Consider the following 14919-nt stretch of genomic DNA (forward strand, 5'->3'; position numbering starts at 1 on the left):
GGAACCGCTACCACACCGGCATTAACGCGAGGAAATACGACCGTTTCCGATCAACTCCGCAGCGGCCCATACCAGTGGACGGCTTCCGGCTGCCAGTCCGGACCGATTCTGGTATAGACCAATTCGGGCGGCGGCCGCTCGGCCGCCGCCCGAATTCGACGTCGCTGAAGTTGTCGCCGAGCCCACCTAGACGGTGAAACCCAGCGCCCGCAATTGTTCCCGGCCGTCCTCGGTGATCTTGTCGGGACCCCACGGCGGCATCCACACCCAGTTGATCTTCAGATCGTCGACCAGTCCGCTGCGCACCAGCGCATTACGCGACTGATCCTCGATGACATCGGTGAGCGGGCAGGCCGCGGAGGTCAGGGTCATATCGAGTACCGCGGTGCTCTCCTCGACCCGCAGGCCGTACACCAGGCCCAGATCCACGACATTGATACCGAGTTCGGGATCGACCACATCGCGCATCGCCTCCTCGAGATCGGCGAGCTGCGCGAGATCCTCGGCCGACAGTTCGGCCTCGGCGGGTGCGGAATCCGCGGTGGATTCGGTGGCGGCTGTTTCGGTCATGATGTTTCCCCGTTCCGTACTCGGTCGGTCTCCGGCGTCACGGCGGCCGAGGCGACGGCATCGGCGGCACCGTCGATCCGGAGCACCGCATCCTTGAACGCCATCCAGCCCAGAAGAGCACATTTCACGCGGGCCGGATACTTGGCGACACCGGCGAAGGCAATGCCGTCACCGATGATGTCCTCGTCGCCCTCGACGGTACCCCGGCTGCCGATCATCTCGTTGAACGAGTCGACGACACCCAGCGCCTCACCCACCGGCAACCCGATCACCTGATCGGTGAGCACCGAGATCGACGCCTGGCTGATCGAACAGCCCTGCCCGTCGTAGGACACATCGGCGACATCCCCGGCGTCGCCGAGATGCACCCGCAGGGTCACTTCGTCGCCGCAGGTCGGGTTCACATGGTGCACCTCGGCGCCGTACGGCTCCCGCAACCCGCGATTGTGCGGGTGCTTGTAGTGATCCAGGATCACTTCCTGGTACATCTGTTCCATACGCATGTTCTAGGCAACCCCGAAGAAGCTCTGGGCCTTCCGCACCGCGGCGACCAGTTTCTCCACCTCGTCCACGGTGTTGTACAGCGCGAACGAGGCACGGGCTGTCGCCGCGATACCGAAGCGCCGGTGCAGCGGCCAGGCACAGTGATGGCCGACCCGGATGGCCACACCCTCGTCGTCCAGGATCTGGCCCAGATCGTGGGCGTGGATACCGTCGGCGACGAAGGCCACCGCCCCACCGCGATCGACGTTCTCGGCCGGCCCGACGATCCGGATACCCGGCACGCCGCTCAGGCCTTCCAGTGCCGCATCGACCAGGGTGTGCTCGTGTGCGGCCACCGCGTCCATACCGATGACCCGCAGGTAGCGCACCGCGGCACCGAGCCCGACCACCTGCGAGGTCATCGGCACCCCGGCCTCGAACCGTTGCGGCGGCGGCGCGTAGGTGGTCTCCTCCATGGTGACCGTTTCGATCATGGAGCCGCCGGTGATGAACGGCGGGGTCTCGGTGAGCAGGTCCCGTTTGCCGTACAGCACACCCACACCCGACGGTCCGAGCATCTTGTGGCCCGAGAACGCGGCGAAATCCACATCCAGGGCGCGGAAGTCGACCGGCGCGTGCGGTACCGACTGGCAGGCGTCCAGCACCACCAGCGCACCGACGGCACGGGCCCGGCGCACGAGTTCGGCGACCGGCGCCACCGCCCCGGTGACATTCGACTGGTGGGTGAAGGCTACGACCTTGGTGGCCGGCGAGAGCTCCAGCGAGGACAGATCGATCCGGCCGTCCTCGGTCACGCCGTACCAGCGCAGGGTCGCGCCGGTCCGCCGCGCCAGCTCCTGCCACGGCACCAGGTTCGCGTGGTGTTCGAGTTCGGTGATCACGATCTCGTCGCCGGGGCCCACGTGGTACGGGAACCGCGCGTCGGCGAAGGAGTACGTCACCAGATTCAGCGATTCGGTGGCGTTCTTGGTGAACACGATCTCGTCGGCCTCGGCGCCGACGAAACCGGCGATCTCGGCGCGGGCCGCCTCGTAGGCGTCGGTGGCCTCTTCGGACAGCTGATGTGCGCCCCGGTGCACCGCCGAATTGCTTTCGAGCAGGAAATCGCGCTCGGCGTCCAGCACCGCCAGCGGCCGCTGCGAGGTAGCACCGGAATCCAGGTACACCAGCGGCTTCCCGTCCCGGACCGTACGGTTCAGGATCGGGAAGTCGGCCCGGATCCGGGCGACATCGAAGGCGGGGAGGGTCGCTGTCATATCACGCTCCGGCAGTGGCGGTCTGGAATTTCACGTAGCCGTTGGCGTCCAGTTCTTCGGCAAGTTCCGCGCCGCCCTCGGCGACGATGCGGCCGCCCACGAAGACGTGCACGAACTCCGGCTGGATATAGCGCAGGATGCGGGTGTAGTGGGTGATCAGCAGAACGCCGCCGTTCTCCCGCTCCCGGTAGCGGTTGACACCCTCGGAGACGATGCGCAGGGCATCCACGTCCAGCCCGGAGTCGGTTTCGTCCAAGATGGCGATCTTGGGTGCGAGCAGGCCCAGCTGCAGAATCTCGTGCCGCTTCTTCTCGCCACCGGAGAAGCCCTCGTTCACACTGCGATCGGCGAAGGCGGCGTCGATCTCGAGCTCGTTCATCGACTCCTTCACCTCCTTGACCCAGTGCCGCAGCTTCGGGGCCTCACCGCGCACGGCCGTCGCCGCGGTACGCAGGAAGTTGGACGTGGACACGCCGGGAACCTCGACGGGGTACTGCATGGCCAGGAAAAGACCCGCGCGCGCCCGCTCGTCCACCGACATCTCCAGCACGTCCTCGCCGTCGAGCGTGATCGAGCCGGACGTGACGGTGTATTTGGGATGGCCGACGATGGCGTAGGACAATGTCGACTTACCGGAGCCGTTCGGACCCATGATGGCGTGCGTTTCACCGGATTTCACGGTGAGGTTCACACCATTGAGGATCTTGACGGTATCTCCGTCCGGCGTGTTGACCTCGGCGTGCAGGTCCTTGATTTCCAGAGTGGTCATGGGTTGCTGAATTCCTTCGGTGGGCTGTGGCTGGGTGGTCAGACGCCGACGGCGGCGAGTTCGGCCTCGATGGCCGCCGCCAGCCGTTCGGCGACCTCCGGGACCCCGATCTTCTGGATGATCTCGTGGAAGAAACCGCGCACCACGAGACGGCGCGCGACATCCTCCGGAATACCGCGGGCCCGCAGATAGAACAGCTGCTCGTCATCGAACCGGCCGGTGGCCGACGCATGGCCGGCGCCGACGATCTCACCGGTCTCGATCTCCAGGTTGGGCACAGAATCGGCGCGGGCGCCGTCGGTGAGCACGAGATTGCGGTTGATCTCGAAGGTATCGGTTCCCTCGGCGGCGGCGCGGATCAACACATCGCCGACCCACACCGTGCGGGCATCGCCCTTGCGCGAATCGGGATCGCCCTGCAGCGCGCCCTTGTACAGCACATTCGACTTGCAATGCGGGACGGCGTGATCGACCAGCAGCCGCTGTTCGAAATGCTGTCCGGCGTCGGCGAAGTAGAGGCCGAGGAGTTCGGCATCGCCGCCGGGGCCGGCGTAGCGGACGTTGCCGGTGAGCCGTACCAGATCCCCGCCCAGGGTGACCGCGGTATGCCGCAGGACGGCGTCACGGCCCAGGATGGCGTGGTGCGCGGTGGCATGAACCGCGTCGTCGGCCCAGTCCTGGACGGCGACGACGGTCAGCCGGGAACTGTCCCCGAGCACGAATTCGATGTTCTCGGCGTATGTGCCGCTGCCCCGCTGGTCGATGACGACGGTCACGACGGCGAATTCGGCCAGCCGCACCTGGAGATGGCCGTAGGCGGTCTTTCCCTCACCCGGACCGGTCACGCGCACGACGACAGGTTCGGCGACCTCGGTCTCCTTGCCCACCGAAACGATCGTCGCCTGCTCGAATCCGGAATACGCTTGGGCGGCGACCCGATCCGACGGGATACCGCCGGTGCCCAGCCGGGCATCATCGCGGCCCACCGTCTCCACGGTGACTCCCGCGACCTCGGTCACCTCGACCTCGGCCTTCCCGTCCCGGATGGCCGTGCCGTTGTGCAGGCCGCGCAACCGGCGCAGCGGCGTGAACCGCCAGGCCTCGTCCTTGCTGGAGGGAACCTCGAAGGCGTTCACATCGAACGAGGTGAAAACCTCGCCCTTGTTGATCGCCGGCTTACGAGCCTCAGCGGCCTCGGCAATATTCTCCACTGCCATCAGCCGACGGCTCCTTCCATCTGCAGTTCGATCAGGCGGTTGAGTTCGAGTGCGTACTCCATCGGGAGTTCCTTGGCGATCGGCTCGACGAATCCGCGCACCACCATCGCCATCGCCTCGTCCTCGGTCATACCGCGGCTCATCAGGTAGAACAGCTGATCCTCGGACACCTTCGACACGGTCGCCTCGTGACCCATGGTCACGTCGTCCTCGCGGATATCGACGTAGGGATAGGTATCGGACCGGCTGATGGTGTCCACGAGCAGCGCATCACATTTCACCGTCGACTTGGACCCGTACGCACCCTTGTTGACCTGGACCAGACCACGGTAGGAGGCTCGGCCACCGCCACGAGCTACCGACTTGGAGATGATGTTCGAGGAGGTGTTCGGGGCCAAGTGCACCATCTTGGAACCGGTGTCCTGGTGCTGGCCCGGACCGGCGAACGCGACCGAGAGCACCTCGCCCTTGGCGTGCTCGCCGGTCATCCACACGGCCGGGTACTTCATGGTGACCTTGGAACCGATATTGCCGTCGACCCACTCCATGGTCGCGCCCGCCTCGGCCTTGGCCCGCTTGGTGACCAGGTTGTAGACGTTGTTCGACCAGTTCTGGATGGTCGTGTAACGGCAGCGGCCGCCCTTTTTCACGATGATCTCGACCACCGCCGAATGCAGCGAATCCGACTTGTAGATCGGCGCGGTGCAGCCCTCGACGTAGTGCACATAGGCGCCTTCGTCGACGATGATCAAGGTGCGCTCGAACTGGCCCATGTTCTCGGTGTTGATCCGGAAGTAGGCCTGCAGCGGGATATCGACATGCACGCCCGGCGGGACGTAGATGAACGAACCACCCGACCACACCGCGGTGTTCAACGCGGAGAACTTGTTGTCACCGGCCGGAATGACGGTGCCGAAGTACTCGCGGAAGATCTCCGGGTGCTCCTTCAGAGCCGTATCGGTGTCGAGGAAGATAACGCCCTGCTGTTCCAGGTCCTCGCGGATCTGGTGGTAGACGACTTCGCTCTCGTACTGCGCGGCGACACCCGAGACCAGCCGCTGCTTCTCCGCTTCCGGGATGCCCAGCTTGTCGTAGGTGTTCTTGATGTCCTCGGGAAGATCTTCCCAGTTCTCGGCCTGTTTTTCGGTCGAGCGCACGAAGTACTTGATGTTGTCGAAGTCGATACCGTCGAGGTTGGACCCCCAGTGCGGCATCGGCTTGCGATCGAAGATACGCAGCGCCTTGAGCCGGTTCTCCAGCATCCAGGAGGACTCGCTCTTCTTGTCCGAGATATCGCGTACGACCTCTTCGGACAGACCACGCTGCGCACTGGCGCCCGCCACGTCCGAATCGGCCCAGCCGTATCCGTAGTTACCCAGTGAGGCGATGGCCTCCTCCTGGGTCAGCTGCGGCACCTGGTCGGTGGTGGTCGTCATTCGGCACTCCTTCCGGAGTCGTTCGTTACGTCCGCTGCGGGCTGTGCAACGGTTGATGGTGAAGCGTTGTTCGGTTGGTGGCCGCCCGCCCGGTCCGGCAGGACGGTGAGCGGGACATGCGTTGTGCAGGCGCAGTCGCCGTTGGCGATGGTCGCCAGCCGCTGCACATGCGTGCCGAGCACTTCCCGGAAGGCCTCGAGCTCGGCCTCGCAGAGCTCGGGGAATTCCTCGGCCACATGCGAGACCGGGCAGTGGTGCTGGCAGATCTGCACACCCGCACCCACTCGCCGGGTACTCGCGGCGAACCCGGCATCCGACAGCGCCGTAGCGATCTCGTCGGCCTTGGCCACCGTTTCGGACCGAACGGTATCGTCCCCGGTCGCGCCCGGATCAGCCGCCTGCCCCTTCGTCTGGGCGGGCAACGGGTCGATGCCGTCGACCAGGGTGCGTGCCCGTTTCCGGGCGAAGGCCGTTACGGCATCCTCGCCGCCGATCTCACGCAGCTGCCGGATGGCCGCGCCGGCGAGATCGTCGTACGCGTGCCCGAGCATGCTGCGTCCGGCGGCGGTGAGCTGGTACTGCTTGGCCGGACGTCCACGCCCCTTCTGCTGCCACGGCGCGGATCGGCCCGCCCGCGCATGACCGGATTCGATAAGCGCGTCCAGATGGCGCCGCACACCGGCCGGAGCCAGCCCCAGCGCGGCACCGACCGCGGTCGCGGTGATCGGGCCGTCCTCGAGCAGCAGTTGGATGATCGCCGCCCGGGTCTGGCCCTCGCCACCGATCACGGGCGCGCCGACGGACCCGGTACCGGCCCGGTGACCAGCCCTTTCGTCCACATTCGGCAAACCCACAGTTTTCACAACATCAGTGTGGCGGAATTCGTTCCCGAAATCTAATAAGGGTGCCCTGACCAGGAGGGGTGTCATAGCGCCACCCGTCCCGGCCGGAAACCGGAAACCCCTGTTCCACCGAGAAAGTCCGGTCCACCTCGGCCGACACGAATACCTGGAGTGATCTGCTTCACTTCGGTGACAGCGCGGCCGGATACCGGATCGTCGCGAGATAGTTTGCTGCCGGGCTGCACACGGCGTGCACTCGGCCACGAAAAGCCGGAGCCCCCGTGTTCGTGCACCGGTACGACTCGGTGTCCCACCCCGGGTGCCGATCGCGGCATCACCCGCAGCGGCCGGCGCCCCGCGGCCGATAACTGAGCGGTGTCCGGAAGCAGCACCGAATGCGCCCGCGGCCGCCCCGGCGATGCGACCCCCTCGATTCGGCACACCGTGTGCCGCGGCCCGGGGTCCACCGGAGACGCCGGCGAACTAGTCTCGATGGCCGTGGCAGGACAGGCAGGCGCCCCGGGCGCATCGGCACCGCTCCGGCAGCGCGGGCTGCACCTGATGCGACGCGCCCTCGGACTGGATGTCAAAGCTTCGGATCACACCATCGCCGTCCTGCACAGCGACGAATCTTCCGAAGCACCCGGGCTCGATCGCCGGGAAATGCGGCAACTGGACCGGATCCGGTTGATGGGCACCACCGGCACCGTACTGATGGCGATCAGCGCCCTCGGTATCGGCGCACAACCGGTGCACCAGAACCCCACGTCCGGGATGCGGGTACTGGGTATCTTCGCGCGGGCGCACACCGGGTCGCTGGCGATGTGCATGGTCGGCACGGTCACGGTCGTACTGGCCTGGCTGCTGCTGGGCCGGTTCGCCATCGGCGGCCTCGGCGGCTCACCGCTGCGCCGGATCACCCGCCGTCAACTGGACCGCACGCTGCTCGTATGGATCATCCCGCTCTGCGTCGCACCGCCGATGTTCAGCAACGATGTGTACTCGTATCTCGCGCAGAGCGAGATCACGGCACGCGGGATCGATCCTTATGCGGAAGGGCCGGTCGCAGCTCTCGGCATCGATAATGTCCTCACCAACAATGTTCCGACCATCTGGCGCGAGACCCCGGCACCGTACGGACCACTGTTCCTGTGGATAGGCGAGGGAATCGCCGAGATCACCGGTGACAACATCCTCGCCGGTGTCTGGGTTCACCGGCTGCTGGCGCTGGCGGGAGTGGCGCTGATCGTCTGGGCACTACCACGTCTGTCGGCGCGCTGCGGAGTGGCGCCGGTGAGCGCCCTCTGGCTGGGAGTGGCCAATCCGCTGGTGCTCTTCCATCTCATCGGTGGTGTGCACAACGATGCGCTCATGCTCGGCCTGATGCTGGCGGGGCTGGAACTCATGCTGCGCGCCATCCACGGCCTGCCGGGGGACACGGGGAAGCCGCCGCTGGATACCCGCGGCTGGGCGTTGCTGATCGGCGGCGCTGTCGCCGTCAGCTTGTCCTCGTCGGTCAAAATCACTTCGATCATCGTGCTCGGTTTCGCGGGCATGGCCTTGGCGCGGCGCTGGGGCCCCGGCGTACGTTCGGTCGTCAAAGCCGCGGCACTGCTCGGTCTCGTCGCCGCACTGACGACCCTGGTGATCAGCACGGCCAGCGGTCTGGGGTTCGGCTGGCTCGATACGGTCAGCGGGGCCAACGCGGTGCGCAGCTGGATGTCGTTGCCGACGGCACTGGGCATCGCCACCGGTTTCGGCGGTGTTCTGCTCGGATTGGGCGACCACACGACGGCACTGCTGAGTATCACCCGGCCCATCGCCGGGGTCGTGGCGGGCTTCATCACCGTGCGTATGCTTTTCGCGACCTGGACCGGCCGCATCCACCCGGTCGGTGCACTGGGAGTATCGCTGGGCGCGATCGTTCTCCTGTTCCCGGTGGTGCATCCGTGGTATCTGCTGTGGGCGATCGTGCCCCTGGCGGCCTGGGCCACCCGGCCGGTGTTCCGGGTCCCGGCCATCGGGATCTCCGCGCTGGTCAGCGTGATTCTCATGCCACGCGGCGCCGACCTCGAGGTTTTCCAGATCGTCGGGTCCGCGGTCGCGACGGTGATCGTGTCCGTGCTGTTCATCGTGGTCACGCGTAACGCCCTGCCGTGGCGCGCTCAGCAGGGGGTGTCGGCCCCGTCACAGCCGGCCGGGGCATACGGTGTGACCTCGTGACGACCGCTTCCCGGGTACCCGCCGTCCAGGTGGACCACGTCGCCAAACACTACGGCGAAACCGTCGCGGTGGACGGTATCGGTTTCACCGTCGAACCGGCGCAGGTATTCGCCCTGCTCGGGCCGAACGGGGCCGGTAAGACCACCACGGTGGAGATGTGCGAGGGATTCGTACGCCCGGATGCGGGCACAGTCCGCGTATTGGGGCTCGACCCGCGTACCGACTCCGAACGGCTGCGACCGCGGATCGGGGTGATGTTGCAGGGCGGCGGCGCGTATCCGGGGGCCCGCGCCGGCGAGATGCTGGACCTGGTCGCCTCGTATTCGGCGAATCCGCTGGATCCCGATTGGCTGCTGGGTGTGCTGGGGCTGTCCGACAGCCGGCGTACCCCCTACCGGAGGCTGTCCGGCGGTCAGCAGCAGCGGCTCTCACTCGCCTGTGCGCTCGTGGGCCGGCCCGAGATCGTCTTCCTGGACGAGCCGACCGCGGGTATGGACGCCCAGGCCCGGATCATGGTGTGGGAGTTGATCGACGCACTCCGCCGCGACGGGGTCAGCGTGCTGCTCACCACCCACCTGATGGATGAGGCCGAAGAATTGGCCGACCATCTGGTGATCATCGACCACGGGCGGATCGTCGCCTCCGGCACGCCCGCGGAGGTCACCGCGCACGGCGCGGCCGGGCAGTTGCGATTCGCCGCCCCGCCCCGGCTGGACCTGGAACTGTTGCAGCGTGCGCTGCCGGAGGGTTTCGCGCCCACCGAAACCAGTCCCGGCTCCTATCTGGTGGAGGGCGAGATCAACCCACAGGTGCTGGCGACGGTGACCGCCTGGTGCGCCCGGGTGAACGTCCTCGCCACCGATATCCGCATCGACCAGCGCCGGCTGGAGGATGTTTTCCTGGAACTCACCGGACGGGATCTGCGCGCATGATGCGGTTGAATCTCCATCTCCGTCGACCGCATCGGGCAGCTTCGGAGGAGGCATGGTGATGCGATACCTCCGCCTCAGCTTCGGCCTCCGCGAACCACATGTACAACCGTCAAAGGAGGCCTGGTGACCAAACCGGATCTCTCGGCCAACCGGTTCGAACCGGGTATTTTCGCCCCCGCGCCCCAGCCGGCGCCACGGGTGGCCATGTTGTTCGCGCAGACCCGTCTCGACCTGGTGCTGTTGCTGCGCAACGGCGAGCAACTGCTGCTCACCATGTTCATCCCGATCACGCTGCTGGTGGGGCTCGCGCTGCTGCCGTTCGGCGATATGGGCCCGGACAAGATCGACAAGATCGTGCCTGCGGTGATGATGGTGGCCGTGATGTCGACCGCCTTCACCGGCCAGGCCATCGCCGTCGGATTCGACCGGCGCTACGGGGCGCTCAAACGGCTCGGCGCCACTCCCCTGCCGCGCTGGGGCATCGTCGCCGGTAAGAGCGGCGCCGTCCTGCTGGTGGTGATCCTGCAGGCCGTCCTGCTCGGGTCGATCGGGGTCGCCCTGGGTTGGCGGCCGGGCCTCGCGGGGCTGGCACTCGGCGCGGTGCTGATCGCCCTGGGAACCGCGACCTTCGCGGCCATGGGGCTGCTGCTCGGCGGCACGCTCAAAGCCGAGATCGTGCTCGCACTGGCCAATATCCTCTGGTTCGTCATGCTGGGTATCGCCAGCGTGGTCTTCGCCTCCGAAGAGCTGCCCGAAATCGTGCACACCCTGGTCCGGCTGGTGCCGTCGGGGGCGCTGGCAGTCGCCCTGGAACACGCGCTCAGCGGCGGTATCGACTGGTTCGGCGTGGTGGTGCTGCTCGTCTGGGGAACCGTCGCCGGGCTGCTGGCCGCACGTTGGTTCCGCTTCGAATAGAGTGACCACGACAACTTGTAGTAGTCCGGCTGCGGAGGTCGCAGCCACGCCCGCTACCATCGTGACGTGCTCTATCGCGCATTCCTGCGAGTCGTGGACCGGCTCCCACTGCCCTCCCGGCGCGCCCAGCTGCTGATCGCCCTCTCGGTACTCGGTACCCAGGCCGGGATCGCGGTGACCGGCGCGATCGTGCGGGTCACCGCCTCGGGGCTCGGCTGCCCCACCTGGCCGCAATGCTTCCCCGGCAGTTTCACCCCGGTCGGGGTTTCCGAGGTGCCCGTGCTCCATCAGGCGGTGGAGTTCGGCAACCGGCTGCTCACCTTCGTCGTGACGCTGTGCGCCGCGCTCATCGTGCTGGCGGTCACCCGGGCCCGGCGGCGCCGGGAGGTCCTGATCTATGCGTGGCTGATGCCCGCCGGCACGGTACTGCAGGCGATCATCGGCGGTATCACCGTGCTGTCCGGGTTGCTGTGGTGGACGGTCGCCCTGCATCTGCTCGCCTCGATGCTCATGGTGTGGGTGGCCGCCGTGATGTACGCCAAGGTCGCCGCTCCCGACGACGGGGTCGATACGGTCCGGGCGCCGGCGCCGCTGCGCTGGCTCACAGTGCTCAGTGGGATCACCCTGGCCGGAGTGCTCCTCGCGGGCACCCTGGTCACTGCCGCCGGACCGCATGCCGGCGACAAGAGCATCGAACGCCCGGTGGCCAGGCTCGAAATCGAGATCACCACCTTGGTACATCTGCACTCGCAACTGCTCATCGGCTATCTCGCCCTGCTGATCGGCCTCGGCTTCGGTCTGTACGCCACCGGTATCACCACACCGGTCCGCAATCGCTTCTTCGTACTGATCGGGTTGGTCCTGGCGCAATCGCTGGTCGGGGTCGTGCAGTACTTCACCGACGTTCCCGCGGCCCTCGTGGCGATCCACGTGGGCGGCGCGGCGCTGTGCACCGCGGCCACCGCAGCCCTGTGGGCCTCACTGCACACCCGTGAGCGCCTCCCCGTCGGCGCACCCGAACCCGACACTCAACCCGCCTGAACCTACGGCGAGGCACACGATGCCCTGCTGTAGCGGTGCGGATCAACGACTTCGGTCAGCCCCGCAACCGGTAAGCACATGGCTGGATATCGAGGAAGCATCAGACCGGTCGGATACCGCCCCAGTGCGGACCGGTCCCGAGCCGGGAGCTCATTTACACCGCGGCGCTGTTAGCCGGGCGGTTCCGGTCGCACCGGTGACCGGCGATCGCCCGTCGGCCGACGCGTAACGGCCGGCGCACGGTGCACCCGCCTGCTTTCCAGCGCACTCAACTGCCGGACAACGGGGGTCGTCTGGTCATTCGCTGGGGCGCTTCTGATAGCTGCGCGCGACCAGCGCCGAGGTCAGGTACCACAAGCCGTTGGGAATCGCCGGGTCGTAACCGGTGAGCAGCCGGACCCGTTTGAGACGGTAATCGAGGGTGTTGGTGTGCATATGCATGAGCCGGGCGGTGCGCTGGCGGTTGAAATTGTTGGCGATGTGCCGGCGCAGCGTTTCCAATAGCTCGGGATGCTCGTCCAGCGGGTCCAGGATGGCGCTGAGATGCTCCCGGGCCGGGCCGGGCCGGGTGATCTGGAATTCCAGTGCCAGATCCGAGAACCGGTGCAGCCCACCACCGGCGGTGATCCGCGAGACGATATCGAGAAGTTCGTGGGCGCGATCGGCCGCATCGGGGATATCGGCGGTCTCCGCGGTGACGATGGTGGCGGTGACCGGTACCTGAGCGGCCTGCGACAGCCCGGCGATCAGTTCGTCGAGTGCTTCATCGGGGAACATATGCGCCGGCAGCAGTACCGTTCCGCCGTCGATACTGAGCAACGACAGTGCGCGTTCACCGCAACTGCGGGCGAGTTCGGCCTGTACCCGGCGCAATTTCCGGCGCGCGACGATACGGCCGTCCACCCGCGGCGCGGATTCGTCCGGATGGGGCGGCAATCCCAGAGCCAGCACCTGATACGACTGCGCGATCTCGATCCCGCATTCCCGCGCCATGGTCGCGGTGCTGTGCCCGCCGAGCAGTGCGGAGATCAGCGTGTGCACCGCGGTGTGATGTTCGGCGACCACCCCTCGATATTCGCTCACATAGGCCAGCGCGACTTCCGAGGTGATCGTGTCGAGGATTTCCAGCATCCGGCGGGCGGTGGCGACCAGGGTTGCCGAATCGGCCGGGCCGGCAGTGGACATGATGTGGTCGAAACCGAGTTTGAAGCCCTCGTGGATGGCGTGGTTGATGGTGTCGACCGGGATCCCCTCGCGCGCCCACTCGGCGGCGGCATCGCGCACGAGTTCGATCTCGTGCGGGAGTTCGCGGCCGTCGAGGCGGCCGAGGGTGAGTTCGAGGCATAAGCGGGTCACCGCGGTGACATCGCCCTGTAGCGCATCGCCGGGCAAGGTGCCGCAGGGCGCCACATTCTCGACGAAATGCCCGACCATCTGACGCGAGAGAGTCGACACATCGCGTAGATGGTTCGAAATCGGACGGCCGGACACCGTAAGTCGGGAACGGGTCGGACTACTGACCGTCATATCGGCTCCTTCTACCCCGGGCTGACGAAGCCTTAACGGTAGCGTGAAGCGGTTACTCGTCAGTAGGTTTTGGCCGGGAAACTGTCCGAGCTACCTGTTGCCCGGACCGGCGGCCTGTGAGTACACACAGGACCGCCGCCGCAAAAACTCAGTTCTCGTTACGCGCCTTGGGGAATCGTGCCTGCTTCGCGACCCAGCCGGCCATCTTCTCCCAGTGCCCGGTACGTGGCGTCGTCTTGGCCACCAGATCACGCTCCCAGCCGTCGGCGGCCGTCAGTCCGTCGACGGCGCCGATCACGGCCTGCGCCGTGGCCGCATCGGCGACCATCCGGTCCCCCAGGACACCGTCGGCGCCGACCAGCGTGATCCGGACGCCGCGGCGACCCACCGGCTGCGGAACGGCCTCGGCCGAACCGCCGTGCGCGGCGACGAACTTACGCACCGATCCGACGATCTCCTTCGGCGCGCGGACGGTGGCGGTTGCGGTATCTGCACTCATATCCCGGAGTTTACCGGCGAGTAGTACCGCCCATCCGGGGCCGTGGCAGCCGCACCCACCGGACCCGCGTATTGCACGCCCGGGCGCACGTGTAGAACTGGACCATGCGCGCCATCCAGGTGGACCGGCACGGCGGTCCGGAGGTACTGACCCTCACCGATGTTGCCGACCCGTCGCCCGGGCCGAATCAGCTACTGGTCGAGGTCGACGCCGTCGGTGTGAACTACATCGACACCTATTTCCGGACCGGCACGTATCCGCGGCCGGTGCCCTATATCCCGGGTTCCGAGGGCACCGGCGTGGTGGCCGAAATCGGTTCACAGGTCGGCAACTTCGCCGTCGGTGACCGGGTGGCCTGGGCCGCCGGGCCGAACAGTTACGCACCCCGCACGGTCGTCGACGAGGCTGTGGCCGTGGCGGTTCCCGAAGGAGTGGACCCACCGGTGGCCGCCTCGGCACTGTTGCAGGGTATGACCGCGCACTACCTGATCGAATCGGTCTACCGGCCGGAACCGGGCGAGACCGTGCTGGTTCATGCGGGTGCCGGCGGGGTCGGATTGCTGCTCACCCAACTGGCGGCGGCCCGCGATATCCGGGTGATCACCACGGTGTCCTCGGACGAGAAAGAGACCCTGTCCCGCGGCGCCGGGGCCTGGGAGGTCCTGCGCTACGGCGACGACCTCGCCGACCGGGTCCGCGACCTGACCGGCGGCACGGGTGTGGCGGCGGTCTACGACGGCGTCGGCGCGGCCACGTTCGACGCCGGCCTCGCCTCGCTGCGCGTCCGTGGCATGCTGGCCCTGTTCGGCGCGGCCAGCGGTCCGGTACCGCCGGTCGATCTGCAGCGATTGAATGCGGCCGGTTCGGTGTTCGTGACCCGGCCCAATATCGCCCACTACACGCGAGATCGCGCGGAACTGGATTGGCGCGCGAACGATATCTTCGAAGCAGTCGCCGACGGTTCGCTCACCGTCCGTATCGGTGCCACCTATCCGCTCGCCGAGGCCGCACAGGCCCACCGCGACTTGGAAAGCCGCAAGACCACCGGATCGATCGTCCTGCTCCCCTGAACCCGGCGTCCGGGCACAGTCTCGGCTCTCACGCCCGGGCGGTTCGCGATCCGGGAACCGCCGCGGTTTTCCACCTCGTCGTTGCCGGCCGGTTCCACAGCCTCCGTCCGGCCGCGAC

14 protein-coding genes are annotated in these 14919 nt (G+C 67.0%); 5 read left to right on the plus strand and 9 right to left on the minus strand.

Going from position 1 to position 14919, the window contains the following annotated elements:
- Window positions 1-186: 186 nt before the first annotated feature.
- Genes ON22_RS14655 through ON22_RS14685 form a run of 7 tightly spaced genes read right to left on the minus strand, consistent with a single transcriptional unit; the run spans window position 187 to window position 6681 of the window.
- Window positions 187-570 (minus strand): metal-sulfur cluster assembly factor, encoded by a 384-nt coding sequence (locus ON22_RS14655; protein WP_033241674.1) that lies wholly within the window; start codon window positions 568-570, stop codon window positions 187-189.
- Window positions 567-1073 (minus strand): Fe-S cluster assembly sulfur transfer protein SufU, encoded by a 507-nt coding sequence (gene sufU / locus ON22_RS14660; protein WP_033241673.1) that lies wholly within the window; start codon window positions 1071-1073, stop codon window positions 567-569. The genes ON22_RS14655 and sufU overlap by 4 nt, the downstream gene beginning before the upstream one ends.
- A gap of 3 nt (window positions 1074-1076) precedes the next feature.
- Window positions 1077-2330 carry a cysteine desulfurase gene (locus ON22_RS14665; protein ID WP_033241672.1) on the minus strand — a complete coding sequence of 418 codons (1254 nt, stop codon included), beginning with the start codon at window positions 2328-2330 and terminating at the stop codon, window positions 1077-1079.
- Between the two features lies 1 nt (window position 2331).
- Window positions 2332-3099 (minus strand): Fe-S cluster assembly ATPase SufC, encoded by a 768-nt coding sequence (sufC, locus tag ON22_RS14670; protein WP_033241671.1) that lies wholly within the window; start codon window positions 3097-3099, stop codon window positions 2332-2334.
- Window positions 3100-3137: 38 nt separating this feature from the next.
- Window positions 3138-4316 carry a Fe-S cluster assembly protein SufD gene (gene sufD, locus ON22_RS14675; RefSeq protein WP_033241670.1) on the minus strand — a complete coding sequence of 393 codons (1179 nt, stop codon included), beginning with the start codon at window positions 4314-4316 and terminating at the stop codon, window positions 3138-3140.
- Window positions 4316-5752 carry a Fe-S cluster assembly protein SufB gene (gene sufB, locus ON22_RS14680; RefSeq protein ID WP_033241669.1) on the minus strand — a complete coding sequence of 479 codons (1437 nt, stop codon included), beginning with the start codon at window positions 5750-5752 and terminating at the stop codon, window positions 4316-4318. Before sufB ends, sufD begins: the two co-directional genes overlap by 1 nt.
- Complete coding sequence (locus ON22_RS14685; protein WP_081595570.1) at window positions 5749-6681, minus strand: helix-turn-helix transcriptional regulator; 933 nt, start codon at window positions 6679-6681, stop codon at window positions 5749-5751. The genes sufB and ON22_RS14685 overlap by 4 nt, the downstream gene beginning before the upstream one ends.
- A gap of 474 nt (window positions 6682-7155) precedes the next feature.
- On the opposite strand from ON22_RS14685, the gene mptB reads away from it, so the two are divergent.
- The 4 genes from mptB (at window position 7156) to ON22_RS14705 (ending at window position 11705) form a co-directional block, all read left to right on the plus strand.
- The gene (mptB, locus tag ON22_RS14690; protein WP_086007739.1) at window positions 7156-8817 is read left to right on the plus strand and encodes a polyprenol phosphomannose-dependent alpha 1,6 mannosyltransferase MptB; all 1662 of its coding nucleotides are present in this window, start codon (window positions 7156-7158) and stop codon (window positions 8815-8817) included.
- On the plus strand, window positions 8814-9749 hold the full coding sequence (locus ON22_RS14695; protein WP_033241668.1) for an ABC transporter ATP-binding protein: 936 nt from the start codon (window positions 8814-8816) through the stop codon (window positions 9747-9749). The genes mptB and ON22_RS14695 overlap by 4 nt, the downstream gene beginning before the upstream one ends.
- 123 nt (window positions 9750-9872) lie before the next feature.
- Window positions 9873-10664 carry an ABC transporter permease gene (locus tag ON22_RS14700; RefSeq protein WP_373280862.1) on the plus strand — a complete coding sequence of 264 codons (792 nt, stop codon included), beginning with the start codon at window positions 9873-9875 and terminating at the stop codon, window positions 10662-10664.
- Window positions 10665-10730: 66 nt separating this feature from the next.
- A complete protein-coding gene (locus ON22_RS14705) occupies window positions 10731-11705 on the plus strand; it encodes a COX15/CtaA family protein (protein ID WP_033241666.1) in 975 nt (324 codons plus the stop codon).
- A 297-nt stretch (window positions 11706-12002) separates the two neighbouring features.
- On the opposite strand, the gene ON22_RS14710 is transcribed toward ON22_RS14705, so the two are convergent.
- Complete coding sequence (locus ON22_RS14710) at window positions 12003-13232, minus strand: PucR family transcriptional regulator (RefSeq protein WP_033241665.1); 1230 nt, start codon at window positions 13230-13232, stop codon at window positions 12003-12005.
- 148 nt (window positions 13233-13380) lie between these two features.
- Window positions 13381-13731, minus strand: coding sequence for a hypothetical protein (locus ON22_RS14715; RefSeq protein WP_033241664.1), 351 nt, complete (start codon window positions 13729-13731; stop codon window positions 13381-13383).
- A 104-nt stretch (window positions 13732-13835) separates the two neighbouring features.
- Here ON22_RS14715 and ON22_RS14720 point away from each other — a divergent pair, with 104 nt between their 5' ends.
- Window positions 13836-14801, plus strand: a complete 966-nt coding sequence (locus tag ON22_RS14720) for a quinone oxidoreductase family protein (protein ID WP_033241663.1) — start codon at window positions 13836-13838, stop codon at window positions 14799-14801.
- The last annotated feature ends 118 nt before the right edge of the window (window positions 14802-14919 follow it).

It is taken from the genome of Nocardia carnea NBRC 14403, assembly GCF_000308515.1.
GTDB lineage: Bacteria > Actinomycetota > Actinomycetes > Mycobacteriales > Mycobacteriaceae > Nocardia > Nocardia carnea.